17 protein-coding genes and 1 pseudogene are annotated in these 22,517 nt (G+C 59.3%); 12 read left to right on the forward strand and 6 right to left on the reverse strand.

Annotated elements, in window-relative coordinates; genetic code table 11:
* Positions 1-349, forward strand: a pseudogene (locus tag IFT99_RS26095) (hypothetical protein); the annotation flags it as partial.
* Here IFT99_RS26095 and IFT99_RS13630 read toward each other — a convergent pair.
* Both IFT99_RS13630 and IFT99_RS13635 read right to left on the reverse strand, forming a co-directional pair.
* Entirely contained in the window at positions 339-1,832 is a 1,494-nt protein-coding gene (locus tag IFT99_RS13630) for a CoA-acylating methylmalonate-semialdehyde dehydrogenase (RefSeq protein WP_192132855.1), read from the reverse strand. The pseudogene IFT99_RS26095 and the gene IFT99_RS13630 overlap by 11 nt on opposite strands.
* Positions 1,833-1,899: 67 nt before the next feature.
* Complete coding sequence (locus IFT99_RS13635; RefSeq protein WP_192132857.1) at positions 1,900-3,246, reverse strand: aspartate aminotransferase family protein; 1,347 nt, start codon at positions 3,244-3,246, stop codon at positions 1,900-1,902.
* 142 nt (positions 3,247-3,388) lie between these two features.
* Between IFT99_RS13635 and IFT99_RS13640 the strand changes: the two genes are divergently transcribed.
* The 6 genes from IFT99_RS13640 to IFT99_RS13665 all read left to right on the forward strand — a co-directional run bounded on the left by IFT99_RS13640 (position 3,389) and on the right by IFT99_RS13665 (position 10,043).
* Complete coding sequence (locus IFT99_RS13640; RefSeq protein WP_065987527.1) at positions 3,389-4,309, forward strand: LysR family transcriptional regulator; 921 nt, start codon at positions 3,389-3,391, stop codon at positions 4,307-4,309.
* Positions 4,310-4,483: 174 nt separating this feature from the next.
* The gene (locus IFT99_RS13645) at positions 4,484-5,869 is read left to right on the forward strand and encodes a uracil-xanthine permease family protein (RefSeq protein WP_192132859.1); all 1,386 of its coding nucleotides are present in this window, start codon (positions 4,484-4,486) and stop codon (positions 5,867-5,869) included.
* An 84-nt stretch (positions 5,870-5,953) separates the two neighbouring features.
* Complete coding sequence (locus IFT99_RS13650; RefSeq protein ID WP_192132861.1) at positions 5,954-6,613, forward strand: TetR/AcrR family transcriptional regulator; 660 nt, start codon at positions 5,954-5,956, stop codon at positions 6,611-6,613.
* Positions 6,614-6,645: 32 nt separating this feature from the next.
* On the forward strand, positions 6,646-7,233 hold the full coding sequence (locus tag IFT99_RS13655) for an IMPACT family protein (RefSeq protein WP_192132863.1): 588 nt from the start codon (positions 6,646-6,648) through the stop codon (positions 7,231-7,233).
* A gap of 597 nt (positions 7,234-7,830) precedes the next feature.
* Positions 7,831-8,517: an SDR family oxidoreductase gene (locus tag IFT99_RS13660; RefSeq protein WP_192132865.1), complete on the forward strand. Its 687-nt coding sequence runs from the start codon at positions 7,831-7,833 to the stop codon at positions 8,515-8,517.
* A gap of 170 nt (positions 8,518-8,687) precedes the next feature.
* Complete coding sequence (locus IFT99_RS13665) at positions 8,688-10,043, forward strand: 8-oxoguanine deaminase (protein WP_192132867.1); 1,356 nt, start codon at positions 8,688-8,690, stop codon at positions 10,041-10,043.
* A 68-nt stretch (positions 10,044-10,111) separates the two neighbouring features.
* On the opposite strand, the gene IFT99_RS13670 is transcribed toward IFT99_RS13665, so the two are convergent.
* A complete protein-coding gene (locus IFT99_RS13670) occupies positions 10,112-11,203 on the reverse strand; it encodes a calcium:proton antiporter (RefSeq protein ID WP_192132869.1) in 1,092 nt (363 codons plus the stop codon).
* A gap of 329 nt (positions 11,204-11,532) precedes the next feature.
* Here IFT99_RS13670 and IFT99_RS13675 point away from each other — a divergent pair, with 329 nt between their 5' ends.
* A complete protein-coding gene (locus IFT99_RS13675) occupies positions 11,533-12,486 on the forward strand; it encodes an adenosine deaminase (protein WP_065987534.1) in 954 nt (317 codons plus the stop codon).
* A 71-nt stretch (positions 12,487-12,557) separates the two neighbouring features.
* On the opposite strand, the gene IFT99_RS13680 is transcribed toward IFT99_RS13675, so the two are convergent.
* Both IFT99_RS13680 and IFT99_RS13685 read right to left on the reverse strand, forming a co-directional pair.
* Positions 12,558-13,250 carry an ArsR/SmtB family transcription factor gene (locus tag IFT99_RS13680; RefSeq protein ID WP_065987535.1) on the reverse strand — a complete coding sequence of 231 codons (693 nt, stop codon included), beginning with the start codon at positions 13,248-13,250 and terminating at the stop codon, positions 12,558-12,560.
* 713 nt (positions 13,251-13,963) lie between these two features.
* Positions 13,964-15,172 (reverse strand): multidrug effflux MFS transporter, encoded by a 1,209-nt coding sequence (locus tag IFT99_RS13685; RefSeq protein WP_065987536.1) that lies wholly within the window; start codon positions 15,170-15,172, stop codon positions 13,964-13,966.
* A 226-nt stretch (positions 15,173-15,398) separates the two neighbouring features.
* Between IFT99_RS13685 and IFT99_RS13690 the strand changes: the two genes are divergently transcribed.
* Both IFT99_RS13690 and IFT99_RS13695 read left to right on the forward strand, forming a co-directional pair.
* Positions 15,399-15,758 (forward strand): hypothetical protein, encoded by a 360-nt coding sequence (locus IFT99_RS13690; protein ID WP_192132871.1) that lies wholly within the window; start codon positions 15,399-15,401, stop codon positions 15,756-15,758.
* A gap of 83 nt (positions 15,759-15,841) precedes the next feature.
* Positions 15,842-16,336, forward strand: a complete 495-nt coding sequence (locus tag IFT99_RS13695) for a GreA/GreB family elongation factor (protein WP_192132873.1) — start codon at positions 15,842-15,844, stop codon at positions 16,334-16,336.
* A gap of 74 nt (positions 16,337-16,410) precedes the next feature.
* Here the strand turns inward: IFT99_RS13695 and ettA are convergent, their stop codons facing one another.
* Positions 16,411-18,075 (reverse strand): energy-dependent translational throttle protein EttA, encoded by a 1,665-nt coding sequence (ettA, locus tag IFT99_RS13700; RefSeq protein ID WP_065987538.1) that lies wholly within the window; start codon positions 18,073-18,075, stop codon positions 16,411-16,413.
* A 3-nt stretch (positions 18,076-18,078) separates the two neighbouring features.
* Between ettA and IFT99_RS13705 the strand changes: the two genes are divergently transcribed.
* Positions 18,079-18,270 carry a hypothetical protein gene (locus IFT99_RS13705; RefSeq protein WP_192132875.1) on the forward strand — a complete coding sequence of 64 codons (192 nt, stop codon included), beginning with the start codon at positions 18,079-18,081 and terminating at the stop codon, positions 18,268-18,270.
* 217 nt (positions 18,271-18,487) lie between these two features.
* On the forward strand, positions 18,488-22,315 hold the full coding sequence (locus IFT99_RS13710) for a sensor domain-containing protein (protein WP_446731131.1): 3,828 nt from the start codon (positions 18,488-18,490) through the stop codon (positions 22,313-22,315).
* Positions 22,316-22,517 lie beyond the last annotated feature (202 nt).

Here is a 22,517-nt window from a genome sequence, read left to right on the forward strand (position 1 = left end):
TAAGAAGTTTTCAAAGTTTCCTGATCAACTTCAACCACTTGCGCTTCGTTCGACTTGGCATCTCACGTCAGCGGGAGGCGAATTCTACAGCGTTACAATCTGCTGTCAACTGCCTTTTTCACCGCTGTTGATTCAAGCATCTGAACCGAAGCATTCCTCGCTACTTACTTCGTCCAACTCCTTGATTATCAAGGAGTTTTCCGTTTCGTCTGCGCCGGAAGTGGGGCGAATTATAGACAGATCCAGGGGGGCGTCAACCCCTAATTTAATGAAACTGTCATATCGATCAAAAATAGCTGACGGGGTGGCCAAGTTTGGGGACTTGCCCACCCAAAGCTTTAAAGACTAGGGAATGCGAACTGCGATGCCTCGTGACTGGCGCGCTGCGGCCACCGCTGTGTGATGGCTTTGCGGCGGGTATAGAAACGAACGCCATCCGGGCCATAGGCATGCAAGTCACCAAACAGTGAACGTTTCCATCCACCAAAGCTGTGATAAGCGACAGGCACAGGCAGCGGAACGTTCACCCCAACCATACCCACCTCGATCTCATCGCAGAACAAGCGGGCCGCCTCACCATCGCGAGTGAAAATGCAGGTGCCATTGCCGTATTCATGGTCGTTAATCAACTGCATCGCATGTTCAAGACTGTTCACACGCACAATGCACAGCACCGGCCCGAATATCTCTTCTTTATAGATACGCATCTCGGCCGTGACATGGTCGAACAGGCAGCCACCCAGAAAGAATCCATCTTCATGTCCGGGGACCGTGAGCCCACGACCATCTACCACAAGCTTCGCACCTGCACCCACGCCGTCTTCTATATAGCTGCTGACCTTGTCACGATGCTGCCCCGTGACCAGGGGGCCCATATCAAGGCCGTTGGAAGTCCCGGCGCCGATCTTCAATCCATTGATTTGCGGCACTAGCTTGGCAACCAATGCGTCGGCTACCTGGTCACCCACGCACACTGCAACCGAAATCGCCATGCAGCGCTCTCCGCACGAGCCATAGGCCGCGCCCATCAAAGCGCTCACGGCGTTATCCAGGTCTGCGTCGGGCATCAGCACGGCGTGGTTCTTCGCGCCGCCCAGTGCTTGAACCCGCTTGCCGCGTGCGGTGGCTTCTTTATAGATGTACTCGGCAATCGGTGTAGACCCCACAAAGCTCAGCGCTTTGACTTCAGGGGCTTCGATCAGCGCATCAACCGCCACCTTGTCGCCGTGCACGACATTGAGTACACCCTTCGGCAATCCGGCCTCATGCAGCAACTCAGCGATCAGCAACGTTGAGCTCGGATCGCGCTCGGACGGTTTGAGGATGAAACAGTTGCCGCAGGCGATCGCCAACGGGTACATCCAAAGCGGAACCATCGCGGGGAAGTTGAACGGAGTGATGCCCGCCACTACGCCAAGCGGCTGAAAGTCAGACCATGCATCAATGTTCGGGCCGACGTTGCGGCTGTACTCGCCCTTGAGGATCTCAGGCGCCGCACTCGCGTATTCGACATTCTCGATACCGCGTTTGAGTTCTCCCGCCGCGTCTTCGAGGGTCTTGCCGTGCTCTTCGCTGATAAGTCGGGCAATACGTTCCTCGTTCTGTTCCAACAGCTGCTTGAAGCGGAACATCACCTGCGCGCGTTTGGCAGGAGGGGTGTTGCGCCATGCAGGGAAGGCCGCTTTGGCCGAGTCGATCGCCTGTTGCACGGTTTCGCGACTGGCGAGTGGCACCGTGCGAATGGCCTGGCCAGTCGACGGGTTGAACACATCGGCGCTGCGGCCGTTTTCGCTGATCAGCTCGCCATGTATCAGGTGTTGAATGGTGCTCATGCATAACTCCGGAAAATATCAGCCCGCAGGCGCTACCGAAGTGGCGCCTGTGAGCCTGCAAAGGGGATCAGTCGATTTGATTCAGGGCCTGACCAACTGCGTCAAACATGCGGTCGAGGTCGTCCGGCTTGCTGTTGAAAGTCGGGCCAAATTGCAGGGTGTCACCGCCGAAGCGCACGTAGAAACCGGCCTTCCACAGCTTCATCGCGGTCTCGAAGGGACGCACAATGGCATCGCCGTCGCGCGGTGCAATCTGAATAGCGCCTGCAAGCCCATAGTTACGGATGTCGACGACGTTTTTGCTGCCCTTGAGGCCGTGCAACGAGTTTTCGAAATGGGGTGCGGTTTCGGCTACTTGCTGCACCAGGCTCTCGCGCTGAATGATCTCCAGGGCGGCAAGCCCGGCAGCGCAGGCAACCGGATGAGCTGAATAGGTATAGCCATGGGGAAACTCTACGGCGTACTCGGGCGTCGGCTGGTTCATGAATGTCTGGTAGATCTCGGTGCTCGCAATGACTGCTCCCATGGGGATCGCACCGTTGGTGATCTGCTTGGCGATACACATCAAGTCCGGCGTCACGCCGAAGCTGTCGGCGCCGAACATCGAACCGGTGCGCCCGAAGCCAGTAATCACCTCGTCGAAAATCAGCAGAATATTGTGCTGATCACAGATTTCACGCAGACGCTTGAGATACCCCTGCGGCGGAACAATCACGCCCGCAGAGCCCGTCATGGGCTCAACGATCACCGCTGCAATGTTCGAAGCGTCGTGCAGCTCGATCAGCTTGAGCATCTCATCCGCCAGCGCAACGCCGCCCTGCTCCGGCATGCCACGTGAATAGGCGTTGCTGGCAAGCAGTGTATGAGGCAGATGATCGACGTCCATCAATTGCCCGAACATCTTGCGGTTGCCGTTGACGCCACCCAGGCTGGTGCCCGCGATGTTCACGCCGTGATAGCCACGGGCACGGCCGATCATCTTGGTTTTGGTCGCCTGGCCTTTCAAGCGCCAGTAAGCGCGCACCATCTTGACGGCAGTGTCAGCGCACTCCGATCCGGAGTCGGTATAGAAGACGTGATTCAGCTTGCCGGGTGTCAGATCGGTGATCTTTTCAGCCAGCTGGAAGGACAGCGGGTGTCCGAATTGGAATCCCGGCGAGTAGTCCAGCGTACCTAGCTGCCGGGAAACCGCTTCCTGAATCTCCTTGCGGGTGTGCCCTGCCCCACAGGTCCACAGCCCCGACAGACCGTCATAAATTTTGCGGCCTTTGTCGTCCGTGAGATAGCTCCCCTCGGCGGCGACGATCAGACGTGGATCGCGATGGAAGTTTCGGTTCGCCGTGTAGGGCATCCAGTGGGCGTCAAGTTTGAGTTGGCTCGCCAGAGACATGTCGGACGATTCGGGCATATTCATCGGAATTAACCTCACTGGTCGTGGGGGCCTGACTTCCCCATTGAAGTGCGGGCAGGTGCAAGCCGGTTGCAGCTAAAGTGTCACGGGCATAAAGTCTGGAAAACCCTGCTTTTGCGATCCTCAGTTCACCGGCCACTAAACTATGAGCACCCGCCGCAACGACCCGCTGGCGCAAGTCAGCGATTTTGACATCCGTCTGCTGCGCATCTTTCGCAGCGTAGTAGAGTCCGGCGGCTTCTCGGCAGCGGAAAGCGCGCTGGGTATTGGTCGATCTGCCATCAGTCAGCAGATGAGTGATCTCGAACAGCGCCTGGGATTACGCCTTTGCCAACGAGGCCGTGCCGGGTTTTCCCTGACGGAGGAAGGCCGAGAGGTTTATCAGTCATCACTGCAGCTATTGAGCGCACTTGAGAGTTTTCGTACGGAGGTGAACGGTCTTCACCGACATCTGCGCGGCGAATTGAACATCGGGCTAACGGACAATCTGGTCACACTCCCCCACATGCGCATTACCCACGCGCTTTCTCAGCTGAAAGAACGTGGCCCGGACGTGCACATCAATATCCGCATGATCGCGCCCAACGAAGTCGAGCAAGGGGTGCTCGACGGCAGCTTGCATGTTGGCGTCGTACCCCAGGCCAGCGCCTTGTCAGGCCTGGAATATCAGCCGCTGTATAGCGAACGTTCGCTGCTGTATTGCGCGGTCGGGCATCCCTTGTTTTACGTAGACGATGCGCTGCTTGACGACGATCGACTGTCCGCACAGGAAACCATTGCGCCGACGTTTCGTCTGCCGAGTGAAATCCAGGCCCACTATCAGGCGCTGAAGTGCACCGCGAGCGCGTCGGATCGGGAAGGCATGGCGTTTCTGATTCTGACCGGGCGTTACATCGGTTATCTACCCGACCACTACGCCAGCCTTTGGGTGCAACAAGGTCGGCTGCGTGCGCTGAAGCCCAAAGCGCGGTTTTACGACCTCAGCCTTGTGACCGTCACACGCAAAGGCCGCCGCCCCCATTTGGTGCTGGAAAGTTTTCTGGAGAGTCTGGCTGCCACACGATGAAGCCGGCTCAGTACGTCGGCGCCTCAATAACACGCCGTCAACCGGCTGCCATATTCGTCCAGCCCTTGAGACACGGGCATGTACAGCGAATCGGTGAACAGGTAATTGATCAATTGGACAGGTTTTTGCAGTAACGCTGGATGTCGAAGCCCCACACAAACATCGAGAGCCAGCATGCAGCCTGAAGCGCCAGACAATAACGACCTCATCTATGGCCTCAACGACCGGCCGCACCCCGGACCCGCGGTCCTGGCTGCAATCCAGCATGTCCTCGCCGCATTCGTGGGCATTATCACGCCACCACTGATTATCGGATCGGCACTCGGGCTTGGTGCTTACATGCCGTATCTGATCAGCATGGCGCTGATGGTCTCGGGGGTGGGCACGTTCATTCAGGCGCGCCGACCGTTCGGTATCGGCGCCGGCATGATTTGCCTGCAAGGCACCAGCTTCGCATTTCTCGGTGCGGTGCTGTCGGCAGGTTTCATGGTCAAGCAGCGCGGTGGCAGCCCGGAAGACATCATGGCCATGGTGTTCGGGGTATGTTTCTTCGGCGCCGTCGTGCAGATTGTGCTGAGCCGTTTCATCGGCCAATTGCGTCGGGTGATCACACCGCTGGTCACCGGTATCGTCATCACGCTGATCGGCGTCAGTCTGATCAAGGTCGGCGTGACTGATCTGGGAGGCGGCTTCAACGCTCCGGACTTCGGCGAGCCGGTGAATCTGGCCCTTGGCGTTTTTGTGCTGGCAGTGATCGTCGTGCTCAACCGTTCAAGCGCGCCCTGGTTGCGGCTGTCCGCCATTATTATCGGGCTCGCGGTCGGCAGCATTGCAGCGCGGTTCAGCGGCAAGCTCTTACCTCACTCCATCGCCGATGTTGCGCTGGTCAGCATTCCCGTGCCCTTTCGGTTCGGATTCAGCTTCGACTGGGCCGCGTTCCTACCGGTGGCGCTTATTTATCTGATCAGCAGTATCGAAACCGTCGGCGACCTCACCGCCAACTGCATGCTCTCCCGCGAACCCATCAAGGGCCAAAGCTACATTGCCCGACTGAAGGGCGGTGTATTGGGCGACGGTGTCAGTTGCATGATCGCGGCGACTTTCAGCGCATTCCCGAATACCACCTTTGCGCAGAATAACGGGGTGATTCAGCTCACCGGCGTGGCCAGCCGCTATGTCGGCCTCTATATAGGAGCGATCCTTTTTCTGCTTGGACTGTTTCCGGTGATCGGTGCGATTCTTCAGCAGATTCCGAAACCGGTGCTTGGCGGCGCAACATTGGTGATGTTCGGCAGCGTCGCGGCGGCGGGCGTCCGGATCCTTGCTCAAGCGCCGCTGGATCGCCGCAGCATGTTGATCATCGCCACCTCGTTCGGTGTAGGGCTGGGTATCGCGGCGCAGCCGACGCTGCTGCATCATTTGCCGCAATGGGTGCAGAGCCTGTTTGACTCGGCAATCACCAGCGGCGGTCTGACGGCCATCGTGATGTGCCTGTTACTTCCGGAGGCCAAGACCTCGAGCGAAGCCAACAACCAGGCAACGGAATCCTTTGAGCACTGATTTACAAGGTCACGCTTGTCGGATGATCGCGGGTGCGCTATGTGTTCACCGCGTCGCACCCAAATGATCCGTCTGGAACCGCACATGACCCTCGAAGTCCCCGCTCACAGCCCCAGCGCCACCAAACCGGCCAGCCGCATTCGGCAGAAGAACGAAGAAGCGATCCTCAAGGCTGCCGAGGACGAGTTCGCTCGGCATGGCTTCAAGGGCACCAGCATGAACACCATCGCGCAGAATGCCGGTTTGCCCAAAGCCAACTTGCACTATTACTTCACCAACAAGCTGGGTCTGTATATCGCGGTGCTGAGCAACATCATCGAGTTGTGGGACAGTACCTTTAACAACTTGAGCGCAGACGACGATCCGGCACAGGCGCTGACGCACTACATACGCGCCAAGATGGAGTTCTCACGACGCCAGCCACAAGCTTCGCGCATATTCGCGATGGAGATCATCAGTGGCGGCGAGTGCCTGAGCCAGTATTTCAGCCAAGACTACCGCGAATGGTTCCAGGGGCGTGCCGCCGTTTTCCAGGCCTGGATCGACGACGGGAAGATGGATCCGGTCGATCCGGTGCATCTGATTTTCCTGCTGTGGGGCAGCACTCAGCATTACGCTGACTTCGCCACGCAGATTTGCCAGGTCACCGGCCGTTCGAAGCTGACCAAGCAAGACATGGAGGCCGCTGGGGATAACTTGATCCGCATTATCCTCAAAGGCTGCGGACTCACGCCTGCTTTATAACCCTGAAAACCCAAGCGCAGTCTGGAACTACAATGCCTTTTACGCTCACCGGCCCCTGCGAGTTTCGCGAAGAGATTCGCAAGAGCCGATTCATTACCCTCGCCGCCCCCATCGACACGGCTGCCGATGCTCAAGCGTTCATCGAGGAGCACAGTGATCTCGACGCCACGCACAATTGCTGGGCCTGGAAGCTGGGCGCGCAGTACCGCAGCAACGACGATGGAGAACCGGGCGGCACGGCTGGGCGGCCGATACTCGCGGCCATTGATGCTCAGGATTTCGATCAGGTCGTAGTGCTGGTCATCCGCTGGTACGGCGGGATTCAACTGGGCACCGGCGGGCTCGCGAGGGCCTACGGTGGAGGCGCCAATAAATGCCTGCAGCAGGCTGATCGGGTGCCGTTGATCAACCGAGTGTCGTTGCAATTCGATTGCAGCTTCAGTGAACTGGTGCTGATAAAGCTGCGAGTGGCTGAACTCAACGGGCTTGTGGAGGATGAGCGCTTCAACGCAAACGGCGTCACGCTCTCAATCGCCCTGGGGCCCGAGCAGATCGAAACCCTTCAACGCCAGTTGTCCGACATCAGTCGCGGGCGGATTGTCTTGCAGCCGCCGCAGTAATCGATCCGCAGACATATCGACGCCCTCCCGGCTAAAGCCGTCCTACAAGGAAACGCGACGGCTGTAATCGCCAGTGGCATTTGCCCACATCTACTGTGCATCCGGCTGTGGACAAGCTGAGCACATATCGCCGTAGGCCACGACCCATAAGGCTTTGCGCAGCTTGATCACTTTTTAGCCAAAACAGTGCCCTGTGAGTAAAACCTGTCGTAAAACAGGATGTTAACGCCAGTTATGCCGATGCAACCCCCGATTCGAGCGGACTGTATCGCTACTCCACAGTTGCTCACATTACCTGTGGAGCAAACTGTGGATAACCCGTGCAAGCCTTCGCCGACGGCCGGGTACAGCACGCATTGGCGGAATTGGATATTTTTTATACAGACATACCGCCAGCAGGCACGAGCGTGCGCCATCCTGCCCCTGAGCTTCCCGTGGGAAACGTCCACTCACATGTGTCGCAAGCCTCTGTCATCCTCTGGCGCTAACGTGGGCGCCTCGCGGCAACACGGCGCTTCAAGAAACAAAATTCCCGTCGCGCCGTGCTGTCCATGGATTGAGCTAAATTTTTTGTTTGCCTGTAAAGGAGTCATTTCAATGTCCACCCCTAAAACAGCCCTGATCATCGGAGCGTCACGCGGCCTCGGCCTCGGACTGGTGAAACGTCTGACGGAACTGGGCTGGGAAGTCACTGCCACCGTCCGCGACGCTCAAAAGGCCGACGAGATCAAGGCACTGCCGAATGTTCAGTTGCAGACACTGGACATCGACGAGCCGTCTTCCCTCGAAGTGCTGACTCATAACCTCAAGGGCCAGACGTATGACCTGCTGTTCGTCAACGCCGGCGTGATGGGTCCGATGCATCCCAACCCCACCGACGCCACTGCCGGCGAACTGGGTCAGCTGTTTCTCACCAACGCCGTCGCGCCCATCCGCCTCGCCAAACGCTTCGTCGACCAGATCCGTCCCGAGACCGGCGTGATTGCGTTCATGAGCTCGGTGCTCGGCAGCGTCATCATGCCGGACGCGCCAGAGATGGCGCTGTACAAAGCAAGCAAAGCCGCGCTGAACTCAATGACCCACACGTTCGTGACGCAATTGGCCGATAACAAGCCCACCGTGGTATCGATGCACCCGGGCTGGGTCCGTACGGCGATGGGTGGCGAAGGCGCGGATATCGACGTCGAGACCAGCGTGCGTGGGATTGTCGAGCAGCTTGAGCGGTTTGCAGGGAAAGGCGGTCATCACTTCGTGAACTATAAGGGTGAGACGATTCCCTGGTGATTGCGATGCAAGTCGCGGCAGCATGAGCTGACGTGACTTGCCCGCGCCCGCCACACCATTCTAGAATCCGCCCTCGCCTCGCAGCACGTTCGATGCTGCGGCGACCCTGGATCAGCAGACAGGGCAACACTGAGCTGGCGACCTGAACCCACTTTCAGAGGAGCCGGCCAATGCCCGCGATCCGTACCTGGTTGAAAAACCCCCTCGCCGTTTTCACGGCCAATGAACTCGATGCTCGCGGCGGCCTGGTGGTCGAAGGCGGGGTTATCGCTGAGATGCTCCCGCTCGGGCAACAGCCTGCACAGCCTTGCGATCACGTATTCGATGCACGGGAGCATGTGCTGCTGCCCGGCCTGATCAACACTCACCACCACTTTTATCAAACGCTGACTCGCGCCTGGGGCCCGGTGGTCAATCAGCCGTTATTCCCCTGGCTGAAAACCCTGTACCCGGTGTGGGCGCGATTAACGCCGGAAAAGCTCGCACTGGCCAGCAAGGTCGCCCTGACCGAGTTGCTGCTGTCGGGCTGCACCACCGCCGCCGACCACCATTATTTGTTTCCGCAGGGTCTGGAAGACGCCATCGATGTCCAGGTAGAAAGCGTCCGCGAACTGGGGATGCGCGCGATGCTGACGCGGGGTTCGATGACCCTGGGCGAGGCAGACGGAGGCCTGCCACCCCAACAAACCGTCCAGCAGGGCCAGGTGATTCTCGATGACAGCGTGCGGTTGATCGAGACCTACCACGAGCGGGGTGACGGCGCGCAAGTCCAGATTGCGTTAGCACCGTGTTCGCCGTTTTCCGTCACAACCGAGATCATGGTTGAAAGCGCGGCGCTGGCGGAGAAGCACGACGTGCGCCTGCACACGCATCTGGCCGAAACCCTGGATGAAGAGGATTTCTGCCTGCAGCGCTTCGGCCTGCGCACAGTGGACTACCTGGACAGCGTCGGGTGGCTTGGCCCTCGTACCTGGCTGGCGCACGGGATTCACTTCAACAGTGAAGAGATCACGCGCCTCGGCCAGGCGGGCACCGGGGTCTGTCATTGCCCGAGTTCGAACATGCGCCTTGCATCAGGCATCTGCCCCACGCTGGACCTGCTTGCGGCGGGCGCGACAATCGGTCTGGGCGTCGATGGATCTGCGTCAAACGACGCCTCGAACATGATGCTGGAAGCCAAGCAGGCGCTTTACCTGCAGCGGTTGCGTTACGGGGCAGAAAAGATCACGCCGGAACTGGCATTGGGCTGGGCGACCAAGGGCTCGGCGCAATTGTTGGGCCGGCAGGACATTGGCGAGTTGGCCGTGGGCAAACAGGCTGATCTGGCGCTGTTCAAGCTGGACGAGTTGCGCTTCTCTGGCAGCCACGATCCGCTCTCGGCGCTGTTGCTGTGCGGGGCTGATCGCGCAGATCGGGTGATGATCGGCGGCAAATGGCGAGTGATTGACGGTGAGGTAGAAGGGCTGGATCTGAAGGGATTGGTCGCAGACCATCGGCAGGCCGCTGCGGAATTGATCAGAGGGTGATGCGTTGCCGCAGCGGTGGGGAAGTGAAACTGCTGACTCCCCACTGCTGCCCTCAAGCCGAAACCGGTCTACAGCCCCATCAAAGACAGCATGATGAAGGTGGCAAACAGCACAAAATGCGTCATGCCTTCGATGGCGTTGGTTTCGCCGTCGTTGAGGTTGATGGCGCAGACCAGCAAGGTGACGAAGATCATCACTGTCTGCACCGGCGTCATCGCCATCTGGAACGCCTGACCGCTGTAGAGCGCCATGCCTTCCATGACCGGAACGGTCAGGATCACCGTCGACAGCGAGGCCCCCAGCGCAATGTTGACCACTGACTGCATGCGGTTGGCCAGCGCGGCTCGCAAGGCGGTCAGGATTTCCGGCGCTGCCGAGATCGCCGCCACCAGAATCGCCGTCATGACAGGCGGCGCGCCGCTGCCTTCCAGACCCAGATCGACGGTTTTCGACATGACCTCGGCCAACGCGCCAATCACCACCACGCCGAAAACCAGCGTGGCGATCGAACGCGTCAGGTTGACTGGCTCGTGCGCTTCTTCGGCCTCACCTTTGCGGCGCTTCTTGTCCGGGTAGTTGTAGCTGAAGAAGTAACTGTGCGGCCCAACCTGCATACGCAGGAACAGCGCATAAAGCAGAATCATTGCGCCGATGGTGAAGGCCGAGTAAAGCTTCCACTTCCCTTCGGGAATGAATTCCGGCACCACCATCGACACCGCCATGGCCGTCAGAATCATCACGCTGTAAGACCGCGCGGAGTCATCGTTGTAAGACTGTTCGCCGTGCTTGAGCCCGCCCATCAACGCGGCCAGACCCAGAATCCCGTTGATGTCGAGCATTACGGCCGAGTAGATGGTGTCCCGCACCAGCGTGGGTGAAGGTTCGTTACTCATCATGATCGCCAGAATCACGACCTCAACCAGCACCGCCGACAAGGTCAGGATCATCGTGCCGTAGGGATCACCCACCTTTTCCGCCAGCAACTCGGCATGGTGAGCCACGCGCAGCGAGGCGCATATGATGAATCCCACCAGGGCGATGCCCGCGATCAGCGCGATGGTGTGCCCATTGCTGAGCAACTGATGTTCGTAGAAGTACGCGAAAAAGGTCGCAATGACCGCCAGTAGAAGAAACTTTTCCTGCTTTAGAATCGTGCCCATCGCTGCCTTTTAGCCCCTTGCGACCCTGGCCGCACATCCATGAAGTGAAGTTTACTGAAGCGCTTGAGAGTGTGGATGTAAACAAAGGTTTCAAGACAGGTTAGCAGCGGGTCGCGACACATCGTCGCGCCGCCCCATCAAATTGCCTTCAATCTGACGGTGTTCAGGACCGGCAGTCGCCGAGAAACGCCGGCAAATGCGACGTATCATTGCCTGAACCGTTGGCGATGCAAGCCAAAGTACCGTGTGAACCGTCCGGTCAGGTTTTATTCAGCCCACGCGCCTGACTCTGTAGAATGCCCGCCATTGCACCTTAAGAGACAACGCCCATGTACGACTGGTTGAACGCCCTGCCCAAGGCAGAACTGCACCTGCATCTGGAGGGCTCGCTGGAGCCGGAACTGTTGTTCGCTCTGGCTGAGCGCAACAAGATCGCCCTGCCCTGGGCAGACGTCGAAACCCTGCGCAAGGCCTATGCCTTCAATAATCTGCAGGAGTTTCTCGACCTGTATTACCGCGGCGCCGACGTGCTGCGCACCGAGCAGGATTTCTACGACCTGACCTGGGCCTACCTGGAGCGCTGCAAGGCGCAGAACGTCATTCACACCGAACCGTTCTTCGATCCTCAGACCCACACCGATCGCGGCATTCCCTTTGAAGTCGTGCTTAACGGCATTGCCGGCGCCTTGAAAGACGGCAAGGAAAAACTCGGCATCGGCAGTGGCCTGATCCTCAGCTTCCTGCGCCATTTGAGCGAAGACGAAGCGCAGAAAACCCTCGATATGGCCCTGCCCTATCGCGATACCTTCGTCGCCGTCGGCCTGGACAGCTCGGAAATGGGCCATCCGCCGAGCAAGTTCAAGCGCGTCTTTGATCGCGCTCGCGGTGAAGGCTTCCTGACTGTTGCCCACGCCGGTGAAGAAGGTCCGCCGGAGTACATCTGGGAAGCACTGGATTTGCTGAAGATCCAGCGTATCGATCACGGCGTGCGCGCCATCGAAGACGAGCGCCTGATGCAGCGCATCATCGATGAGCAAATCCCCCTGACGGTCTGCCCGTTGTCCAACACCAAGCTCTGCGTTTTCGATCACATGGGTCAGCACAACATTCTGGACATGCTCGAGCGCGGCGTGAAAGTGACCGTCAACTCCGATGATCCGGCGTACTTCGGGGGCTACGTGACCGAGAACTTCCACGCGCTGCACACCCATCTGGGCATGACCCAGGATCAGGCCAAGCGCCTGGCGCAAAACAGCCTCGACGCCCGCCTGATCAAGCCCTGATCAGTCACCTCCTTTGATGAGCAAAAGCGTGTGGACGTTCTGCGCCACACGCCGCGCTTCCTCCGAGGGCGTCACGCCGCCGAAGCGATCTTGCTGATTTCTCGCTGCCCATTGGAAGAGACCTGCAACGTAGAGGCCTCTTCCGTCGTCCGCAGCCAACCCAGCTGCATGAACAACTGCAACAGCCCTGCCCCCAAGGCGCCGCCCAGGTGCGGCCTGCTTTCATGGCAGTCAACACAGGCACACACGGCTTCGCGTCGTCTGTGGGCCAGCGCGGGAATAAAAATCCCCCGTTCGGCAAAGCGGGAAATACCGACACTGGTGACTTCGAGACGGTGCTCGGATTGTTCGATCCAGCCCGCTCCCAGCATCCTCAAATACAGCTCGGCCCCCATTTCGCCACCCAGGTGATCCGCGCAGACACTGGCGCGACAAAGCGGCAGTGGTGGCAACGGTTGCGCCATGCTGCGGCTGATCAGATCCGCGCTGACCATTGATGCACTGACCAGCGCCTGGACGGCGGTGCGGACTTCCGGGGCAGCGAGCCTGAAGTAGCGCTTGCGGGCACGCACTTCGTGGCGCAGCAATCCCCCGGCGGCAAGGCGCGCCAGATGCGCACCGGCGGAGGAAGTGGAAAGACCCACCAGCGAAGCTACTTCATTGGCCGCCCGCGATGTTCCGTCCATTAATGCCCACACGATCGCACTGCGTTTGGGGTCGGCGAGCAACGCAGCGATCTGGCTGATGCAAGGTACATATTCCATGTCTTCACTCCCTGTTGAACATTATCTAAGCGGACCGGCGCCGGTGCGCAGGTCGAGGCGTGCATTGGCGCGGGATCACGGGCGTAATCAGTCGAAAGCGCCGGGCCGCTGCTGTGGTGGACCATCATCGGTGTTTAAGGCGAAAACGAACCTTGATTTAAATCACCTCATACGAACTCTGATCGCTTGAACTTGCAGGCCATACAGACAGCTGCGCCATCGCAATACAGTTAGAAAAATGAGAATTAAATCGGATCCATGACGGCGCTTAGTATAAGACCTGCAGCCGATCGGCGGATCAACTTGTCCATGGGCTTGCCCTTTGTTTGTGGGCCGTTTTGGCGAATGTTCAGCATAATCCGGCATATCATTTTATGGACAGACTCAGCTGGATAGCCGCCCTCCCCCCTTAAAGGTCGGGCATTTGCGGGAATGACGGCAGTTCGCGAATTTAGCGCCAGGGCGATTGCCTACAACGGAAACTCCTGAGCCCTTCAAGAAAATAATCTGCTGACGGGGGATATCAGAAGTGAACTTCTCTGGATAAATCACGCGACTCCGTTAAGAGTTTTGATTCCCTGTAAGAAGTTTCCAATTCGAAAGTAGTAAACAACCTCATGTAACCCACTCTTTTTCAACAGGCTGAACATGCTTGTACAGGCACACATTAAACCCGGTGAAAATCGGCAACGCGTTAACGTTGCCGACGTCGGTTAAATACGCACATCCGTGTGGGGAGTCTGCGCGTCTCGCTTCTGCTGCGACCGGCGAGTGATCATGGCAAGCGTCACAGCCAGCACACCACACAAGGTAATGACGGTCGCCATCGGCACGGCTGTTCCGTCATGCAGTACGCCAACCAGTGCCGCAGCGCCCGCTGCGACACTGAATTGCAAACACCCCAACAAGGCCGACGCGCTGCCCGCGCGTTTGCCCTGCCCGCTCATCGCGCACGCTGAAGCGTTAGGGATGATGCAGCCCAGGCTGGCGATATAGATGAACAGCGGGATCAGCAGCGGCCACAGCTTTTCGGTGTGCAGGGAGGCGATGGTCAGCAGCACGAGAGCGGCAGCGAGATAGATCCAGACAGTCCGCGACAGCAACCACGCCGGACCATAGCGGCCAACGAGTCGGGCGTTCACCTGGGCGATGAGGATGAAGCCGGCAGCGTTGATGCCGAACAACCAGCCGTAGTGTTCCGCCGGGACGCCGTAGAGCTTGATGAAAACGAAAGGCGAGCCAGCAATGTAGGAGAACATCCCGGCCATCGCGATGCCGCCGGTGAGCGCGTGGCCCAGAAAGATCCGGTCGCCCAGCAGGTTCCAGTAAGAACCCAGCGCGCCCGAGAGCGGCAGTCGCGGGTGGCCGGCCGGCATGCTTTCCGGCAAGCCCCTGAATACCGCCACTGCGGTGAGTGCGCTGAATCCCGTCAAGGTCAGGAAGATGGCCTGCCAACCCACGACGTTGACCAACAACCCGCCCAGCATGGGGGCCAGAATCGGCGCCAGGCCCATGACCAGCATCAATTGCGAGAACACCTTGGCCGAGTCGACGGGTGAGCATTTGTCGCTGACGATCGCCCGCGACAGCACCATGCCGGCACATCCGCCCAACGCTTGTACGAAGCGGGCAGCAATCAGCCACTCCAGTGAAGGCGCCAGGGCGCACGCCAGGGATGCGAGGGTGAACAAGCCGACGCCAAACAACAGCGGGATCCGACGGCCGAAACGATCGGCGATCGGGCCATAGGCAAGCTGGCCGATGCTCAGGCCGAGGAAATAAGAGGCCAGGGTCAGCTGAACGTGTTTCTCGTCGGTGCCGAACGCCAACGCGATGGCGGGGAAACCTGGCAGGTAAAAGTCGATGGCCAACGGGCCAAAAGCGCTGAGTGCGCCGAGGATCAGAATCGTTCTGAGGTTCATCAATCTTCCTAAACGGTTTTGCGCAGCGCGACAGTTTAACAACCTTGAATCTGCACGGCCCGCTCAGAGGAAAATTACCGGACGTTTTTCAAGCTATCGTCGCCAAGCAAAGAAGGCGGAACTTAATGCGCGTGACCGGGCATCGGTTAATGGATTTCCTACAGCGTTTTTACCAATAACTCACAGAAGCGCTTCTAAACTTCTCTCAAGCAGTGAGGAAATCAAAATGAATGCGCGATGGGCTGTGCTGTGGTGCGTTGTAGTCATCGCCGGATGTCAGTCTACCCACGACCAGTTAGTGGCCGAAGGTTACCCACCGGCATTCGCTGACGGTTTTCAGGATGGCTGCGGGAGCGGGCGGCAATCCATCGATCTCATGAAAGGGCAATTCAAAAAGGACGTGCCGCGCTATTTGCGTGACACGCTGTATGCGCAAGGCTGGTCGGACGGATTCCGCCAGTGCCAGGCGCAACTTGCCAACAGCAATGTCCAGGATCAGGGCCGCGACAGCATCTGGAATGACCGGGACCGCGATTGGGACCGTCAGCGAACTCAGGACGCCGCCAAAGCCTACCGCTCTCATTGAAAGCCTGCCGCGGCGGACAGCGCGTGAAACTATCGGGGACTCACTATGGCCCAATGTGATCAAGCCATGAACAGGAGCCCGCCATGAGTCGCGCCTTCGTCAACGAAGACAACGCCGCCGCGCAAATCGACCCGCCGGTTGAACGGCAGATCAGCGCCCAGATCAACTACGTCACCCAGCGCGGCTTTGATCAATTGCACGTTCAGGTTGAGCAGCTGCAAGCGCAATACAGCGAACAGAACGCCCAAGGTGATGACGCCGACAAACAGCGCATGGCCGAAATCGAACGCGACCTGCGTTATTTCAACCAGCGCCTGCAGAGCGCCCAAGTGGTCAGCAGCGCGTCAGAGGACAAGGTTCAGATTGGCAGTTGGGTGACCTTTGCCGACGAGGACAGTGTCGAGCAGCGCGTGCAACTGGTCGGAGAGGATCAGGCCGATGCTGGCAGTCAGTTGATCAATTGGGCGTCGCCGCTGGGCAAGGCGTTGCTCGGCGCCAGTGTCGGTGACGAAGTCACTTGGCAGCGGCCGGTTGGCGATGCAGTCATCGAGGTCATGCGGATTGAGGCCGGCGACTGACTCAATTGACCGGCAATAGGCCAGACAAAAAAACGGAGCCCGAAGGCTCCGTTTTTTTATGACACCAACCCGAATCAGGCCAGTTTTTTGTGACGCACGCGGTGCGGCTGAGCGGCTGCGTCGCCGAGGCGTTTCTTGCGATCGGCTTCGTACTCGGTGTAGTTGCCTTCGAAGAACACAGCTTGCGAGTCATCTTCGTACGCGAGGATGTGAGTTGCAACGCGGTCAAGGAACCACCGATCGTGAGAGATCACAATGGCAGCACCCGGGAAGTCCAGCAGGGCTTCTTCGAGGGAACGCAGGGTTTCAACGTCGAGGTCGTTTGACGGTTCGTCGAGGAGCAGGACGTTGCCGCCCTCCTTCAACGTCAGCGCCAGGTGCAGACGACCGCGCTCACCGCCAGACAGGTCCTTCACGAACTTCTGCTGATCACCGCCTTTGAAGTTGAAACGGCCGACATAGGTGCGCGACGGGATTTCGTAGTTGCCGATCTTGATCTGATCGGAGCCGTCGGAAATCTGCGCGAACACGGTTTTGCTGCCGTCCAGGTCGTCGCGGCTTTGATCGACGCATGCCAGCTGCACGGTTTCGCCGACTTCGATGGAGCCGGAATCCGGTTGCTCCTTGCCCATCAGCATGCGGAACAGCGTTGACTTACCGGCACCGTTACCGCCGATCACGCCGACGATGGCGCCTTTAGGCATGGAGAACGACAGGTTGTCGATCAGCACGCGATCGCCATAGCCCTTGGTGACGTTCTTGAACTCGATGACCTTGTCGCCCAGGCGCGGACCAGCCGGGATGTAGATCTCGTTGGTTTCGCTGCGCTTCTGGAATTCCTGGGACTGGAGCTCTTCGAAGCGCTGCAGGCGGGCCTTGGATTTCGACTGGCGCGCCTTGGCGCCTTTACGGACCCACTCGAGTTCTTCTTTCATGGCCTTTTCATGGGCCGACTGCTGCTTCGATTCGGCCGCCAGACGATCGGACTTGGCTTCAAGCCAGCCGGAGTAGTTGCCTTCGTACGGAATGCCCGCACCGCGGTCGAGTTCCAGAATCCAGCCGGCGACGTTGTCGAGGAAGTACCGGTCGTGGGTGATCGCCACGACGGTGCCCGGGAAATCGTGCAGGAAATGCTCGAGCCAGGCGACAGAGTCGGCGTCCAGGTGGTTGGTCGGTTCGTCGAGCAGCAGCATGTCCGGGGCGGACAGCAACAGGCGGCACAGCGCGACGCGACGTTTCTCACCACCAGAGAGGTGTTCGACCTTGGCATCCCAGGCCGGCAGACGCAGCGCATCGGCGGCGACTTCCAGCTGGCGCTCCAGGTTGTGGCCGTCGCTGGCTTGCAGGATGGACTCCAGCTTGGCCTGCTCGGCCGCCAGCTTGTCGAAATCAGCGTCCGGCTCCGCGTAGGCGGCATAGACTTCGTCCAGGCGCGCTTGAGCGTCCTTGATCACGCTGACCGCTTCCTCGACCACTTCCCGTACGGTCTTGGTCGGGTCGAGCTGCGGCTCTTGGGGCAGATAGCCGATGTTCAGCTCGGGCATCGGGCGCGCTTCACCATCAAACTCGGTGTCGACACCGGCCATGATTTTCAGCAGCGTGGATTTACCCGAACCGTTGAGGCCGAGGACGCCGATCTTGGCGCCGGGGAAAAACGAGAGGGAGATGTTTTTCAGGATTTCCCGCTTCGGCGGAACAACTTTGCTCAGCCGATGCATGGTAAAGACGTATTGAGCCATGGAATGAAAACCTGGAATGAGACGGTGAATAAAGGAGCGAGCTTGGTGCTGCGTCGCAAAAAATGCGTTTATCTTCGCGCCGCAGCTTGCCGTAGCGCGATTCCGGGCCTTGAATTGATCAGGCCGAAGCGGCGCGGCGGGGACAAACTTCCGAGCACCGGTATTGAAGCTGGAGCAATGCTTGCAGTCTTTTGAAGCATGCAAGCACGCCGTGCAGAAACCGGCGCGTCGCGCGTGGCGCAAAGCTACCCGAATGCACGCAGCAGGGCAAACCGTCCGGCCCAATAGCGCTGGCACTTTGCCACAGCTCGGTGGCATGCTAGCCGCCTTTTGCGCACCGGGCTTATAGTGCGTATCGCACATGCTGATTCAGTCCAGTAGTCAGGATCACAGTTTGTTCAAACCGACACCCATCTCACCCCTGCGCCCATCCGATAGCGCAACGAATGTGCCTTTCAGAGGCGTACTCAGAGGTGCGCTCGCGGTCCTGGTCCTGATGATGTTGATGCTGTTGTTATGGCAGATGATCGAGCAGTTCCAGCAGTCTCAGGAGCGTCAGCACAAGCGCAGCATCGATTACAGCGTGCAGCTCGCCGACCGGTTGGGGCTGAACATGGCCCTCAACGCGCAGGTGGCACTGAACGTGCTCGACGAGGCGCACGACGCTTCGCAATCTGCAGACGAATCAGTGTCAGTGCTGGCCAGTCTGCGTCAGTCCATGCCGGCGCTGAAAAGCCTGGTCTGGCTCGACAGCGACGGGAATGTCACGGTTGACAGCGACGGCGATACCCGTGACGTCGGCTTTTTGACCCAGATGCATTCGGTCGTCCAGGGTCACCCATACTTTTATGCCAACGACTCGAGCGCCTCGACGCTCTACCTGTTCATCCGGCAGCCGGGCACCGGCACCGGCAATGAGCGCTACTGGGCGCTACGGCTCAAGCCCGACATGCTGAAATCCCTGTCCCACCAGAGCGACTTGGATTTCCAGCCCGCTTGGCGGCTGGAAGATATCAGCAGTCACCGCCCCCTTTACAAAAGCCTGCCTGACGCCGATGAGTCCGCTGACAGTGAGCTGCAGACCGTCCTTTTGCAGCCGCTGTCCCACAGCGACTGGCAACTGCGTGGCCTGTTCGACCCGCAGAAAGCTCGCCAGACCCTTCTGCTCCCGCTGATCGGCAAATGCCTGCTCGCCCTGCTCTGTTCAATCATCCCGTTGTTCGCGTTGCGCAGCCTGCGCCGCCGCCAACTCCAGTTGCATCAAAGCCGTCGCCGCTACAAAGACATTTTTGAAGGCTCTGGCGTCGCGCTCTGTGTGCTGGACCTCTCAGGTCTGCCGGCCTGTCTGAAGCATCTGCACGTGAACAGTGGCGAAGACCTGAACGCGCGCCTGACCCGCCAGCCTGAGCAAATCAGCGATCTGCTTCAGCAGTTGCGCATCACCGAAGTCAATCAGGTCGCCGCTCAACTGTTGCACGCAGAGTCGGCCCAGCATGTCTGGCAACAGCTCATCGAAGGTTGCCCCCGCCTCAAAAACGGCATCGGTCTGCAGATCCTTCAGGCCGTCCTCGACGGGCAACGTCAACTGGAGCTGGAAATCCTGCTACCCGGCGCTCAGGGCAGTGACCAGCATCTCTGGCTGGTCATGCGTTTGCCCGAGCAGCCCGAAGACTTCAACGCCGTCATCCTCAGCATCAGTGATTTTACTAACCGCAAGCAGGCCGAGTTGTCGCTGCAGGAGCGGGAGCGGTTCTGGTCGGATGTGGTGCGAACCGTTCCCGACCATTTGTACGTACAGGATGTGGTCACGCGCAGAATGATCTACAGCAACCACCACTTGGGCCAGACGCTGGGTTACAGCCGGCCCGAGCTGGAGGAGATGGGCGAATACTTCTGGGAGCTCTTGCTGCACCCGGATGATCTCAGCGCCTACGAGCAGTTACGCAGGACCCATGGCGAGCCTTGCAGCGGCGAGACGATTCATCGTCAGCTGCGCTTTCGTGACCGGCATGACGGCTGGCGCTTGCTCGACATCCGCGAACAGGCGCTGGCGGCGGATGACGACGGTCAGGTGCGGCGCATTGTGGGCGTCGCCAAAGACATCACCGAGCAAGTGGAGGCCAGTCAGTCCCTGCGCGAGAGCGAACAGCGTTACCGCATGCTGGCGGAGAGCATCAGCGACGTCATCTTCTCCACCGACCCATTATTGCGGGCCAACTACATCAGCCCTTCTGTCCACACCGTGCTGGGTTACACCGCCGAGTGGATCCTGCAGAACGGCTGGAAAGCGATCATCGCCAACCCTCAGCAGCTCAGCGGCTTCAATGGGCTGCTGCAGCGGATCAGTAAGGCGTTGAAAAAGCCCGAGACCCTGGCAGACCTGCGCAGCGAGGTCACCACTCAATTGTTCCTGTTCGATTGCATGCGCGCTGATGGTCGCAAGATTCCCGTGGAACTGCGTCTGGTTCTGGTGTGGGATGAATCCGGGACCTTCGAAGGCGTTCTCGGTGTGGGACGTGATGTCAGTCAGCAGCGGCGCGCTGAAAAAGACCTGCGGATGGCAGCCACGGTATTCGAGCACTCGACCTCGGCGATTCTGATCACCGACCCTGCGGGCTACATCGTGCAGGCCAACGACGCCTTCACCCGGGTCAGTGGCTACGCCGTGTCGCAAGTGCTGGATCAGATGCCGATGATGCTGACCGTCGAGAACCAGCACGCAGCGCACTTGGGCTACATCCTCAAACAGCTGAGCCAGCGCGGTAGCTGGGAGGGTGAGCTGTGGCTCAAACGGCGCGACGGCGAGCACTACCCGGCGTGGGTCGGAATTACTGCGGTGCTCGACGATGAAGGCGATCTGGCCAGCTACGTGTGCTTCTTCAGCGACATCAGCGAGCGCAAGGCCAGCGAGCAGCGTATTCATCGGCTGGCTTATTACGACGCACTGACCCATCTGCCCAACCGCACGCTGTTTCAGGATCGCCTGCACAGCGCGTTGCTGCACGCCGAACGTCAGCAAACGTGGGTGGTGTTGATGTTCCTCGACCTCGATCGCTTCAAGCCGATCAACGATTCGTTGGGCCATGCTGCCGGCGACCGGATGCTCAAGGAAATGGCTTTGCGCCTGCTCGGATGCGTCGACGAGGACGACACCGTAGCACGCATGGGCGGCGATGAGTTCACGCTGCTGCTGCAACCTCGCCCCACTCAACAGGCGGCGCTGAACCGTGCGATTCATGTGGCCGAACAGATTCTTGCCAGTCTGGTGAAACCCTTCGTGCTGGAAGGGCGCGAGTTTTTCGTCACGGCCAGTATCGGCGTCGCGCTCAGCCCTCAGGACGGTAACGAACTGAGTCAGCTGATGAAGAACGCCGACACGGCGATGTACCACGCCAAGGAACGCGGCAAGAACAACTTTCAGTTTTACCAAGCCGACATGAACGCCAGTGCCCTTGAGCGTCTGGAGCTGGAGAGCGACCTGCGCCATGCCCTGGAGCAGGGCGAGTTCACGCTGTATTACCAGCCGCAGTTCAGTGGCGACGGCAAGCGTCTGACCGGCGCCGAAGCGCTGCTGCGCTGGCGTCACCCGCGCCGCGGTTTGGTACCGCCAGTGGAATTCATCCCGGTGCTCGAAGAGCTCGGGCTGGTGGTCGAAGTCGGCGAGTGGGTGCTCAAGGAGGCCTGCCGCCAGTTGCGCGAGTGGCACCTGGCGCGGGTTCGCGTGCCCAAGGTGTCGGTGAACATTTCCGCACGGCAGTTTTCGGACGGTCAGCTGGGCACGCGCATTGCCGGCATCCTTCAGGAAATCGGTCTGCCGCCCGCCTGCCTCGAGCTGGAACTGACCGAAAGCATCCTGATGCGTGAGGTGAGCGAAGCCATGCAAATTCTGGCCGGGCTCAAGCGACTGGGCCTGAGCATTGCGGTCGATGACTTCGGCACCGGCTACTCGTCGCTGAATTACCTCAAGCAGTTCCCCATCGACGTGCTGAAGATCGACCGCACCTTCGTTGATGGCCTGCCGTCCGGCGAACAGGACGCGCAAATCGCCCGGGCGATCATCGCCATGGCTCACAGCCTCAATCTGTCAGTGATCGCCGAAGGCGTGGAAACCCACGAGCAGCTGGAGTTTTTGCGCGAACACGGCTGCGACGAAGTGCAGGGCTATCTGTTCGGGCGTCCCATGCCGGCGACGCGGTTCGAGGCGCAGTTCAGCAACGATGCGCTGTTCATGCTGGATTGAAGGAGCACCGGTCCTGTAGGAGCGTGGCTTGTCCCGCGATCGGCGGGGCACCCGTCGTCACCCCGGCAAATTCGGTGTCTCAGCTCCAACGAGGGTCACGGATCCAGTGCCGGTTCCCGGCACATCGCGGGACAAGCCACGCTCCTACAGACGCTGCGTCAGCCTGGATGAAAACCACTTGTCCCGCACATGACCCGCTTTC

The organism is Pseudomonas sp. CFBP 8772 (assembly GCF_014841665.1).
Taxonomy (GTDB): domain Bacteria; phylum Pseudomonadota; class Gammaproteobacteria; order Pseudomonadales; family Pseudomonadaceae; genus Aquipseudomonas; species Aquipseudomonas graminis_B.

What these genes read in the sequence shown, in the direction of transcription:
- IFT99_RS13645 (WP_192132859.1), top strand. Translation starts at nt 4,484, where the DNA reads ATGCAGCCTGAAGCGCCAGACAATAACGACCTCATCTATGGCCTCAAC.
- ettA (WP_065987538.1), bottom strand. Translation starts at nt 18,075, where the DNA reads ATGGCTCAATACGTCTTTACCATGCATCGGCTGAGCAAAGTTGTTCCG.
- IFT99_RS13650 (WP_192132861.1), top strand. Translation starts at nt 5,954, where the DNA reads ATGACCCTCGAAGTCCCCGCTCACAGCCCCAGCGCCACCAAACCGGCC.
- IFT99_RS13675 (WP_065987534.1), top strand. Translation starts at nt 11,533, where the DNA reads ATGTACGACTGGTTGAACGCCCTGCCCAAGGCAGAACTGCACCTGCAT.
- IFT99_RS13680 (WP_065987535.1), bottom strand. Translation starts at nt 13,250, where the DNA reads ATGGAATATGTACCTTGCATCAGCCAGATCGCTGCGTTGCTCGCCGAC.
- IFT99_RS13630 (WP_192132855.1), bottom strand. Translation starts at nt 1,832, where the DNA reads ATGAGCACCATTCAACACCTGATACATGGCGAGCTGATCAGCGAAAAC.
- IFT99_RS13635 (WP_192132857.1), bottom strand. Translation starts at nt 3,246, where the DNA reads ATGAATATGCCCGAATCGTCCGACATGTCTCTGGCGAGCCAACTCAAA.
- IFT99_RS13640 (WP_065987527.1), top strand. Translation starts at nt 3,389, where the DNA reads ATGAGCACCCGCCGCAACGACCCGCTGGCGCAAGTCAGCGATTTTGAC.
- IFT99_RS13660 (WP_192132865.1), top strand. Translation starts at nt 7,831, where the DNA reads ATGTCCACCCCTAAAACAGCCCTGATCATCGGAGCGTCACGCGGCCTC.
- IFT99_RS13685 (WP_065987536.1), bottom strand. Translation starts at nt 15,172, where the DNA reads ATGAACCTCAGAACGATTCTGATCCTCGGCGCACTCAGCGCTTTTGGC.
- IFT99_RS13665 (WP_192132867.1), top strand. Translation starts at nt 8,688, where the DNA reads ATGCCCGCGATCCGTACCTGGTTGAAAAACCCCCTCGCCGTTTTCACG.
- IFT99_RS13690 (WP_192132871.1), top strand. Translation starts at nt 15,399, where the DNA reads ATGAATGCGCGATGGGCTGTGCTGTGGTGCGTTGTAGTCATCGCCGGA.
- IFT99_RS13670 (WP_192132869.1), bottom strand. Translation starts at nt 11,203, where the DNA reads ATGGGCACGATTCTAAAGCAGGAAAAGTTTCTTCTACTGGCGGTCATT.
- IFT99_RS13705 (WP_192132875.1), top strand. Translation starts at nt 18,079, where the DNA reads ATGAAAACCTGGAATGAGACGGTGAATAAAGGAGCGAGCTTGGTGCTG.
- IFT99_RS13695 (WP_192132873.1), top strand. Translation starts at nt 15,842, where the DNA reads ATGAGTCGCGCCTTCGTCAACGAAGACAACGCCGCCGCGCAAATCGAC.
- IFT99_RS13655 (WP_192132863.1), top strand. Translation starts at nt 6,646, where the DNA reads ATGCCTTTTACGCTCACCGGCCCCTGCGAGTTTCGCGAAGAGATTCGC.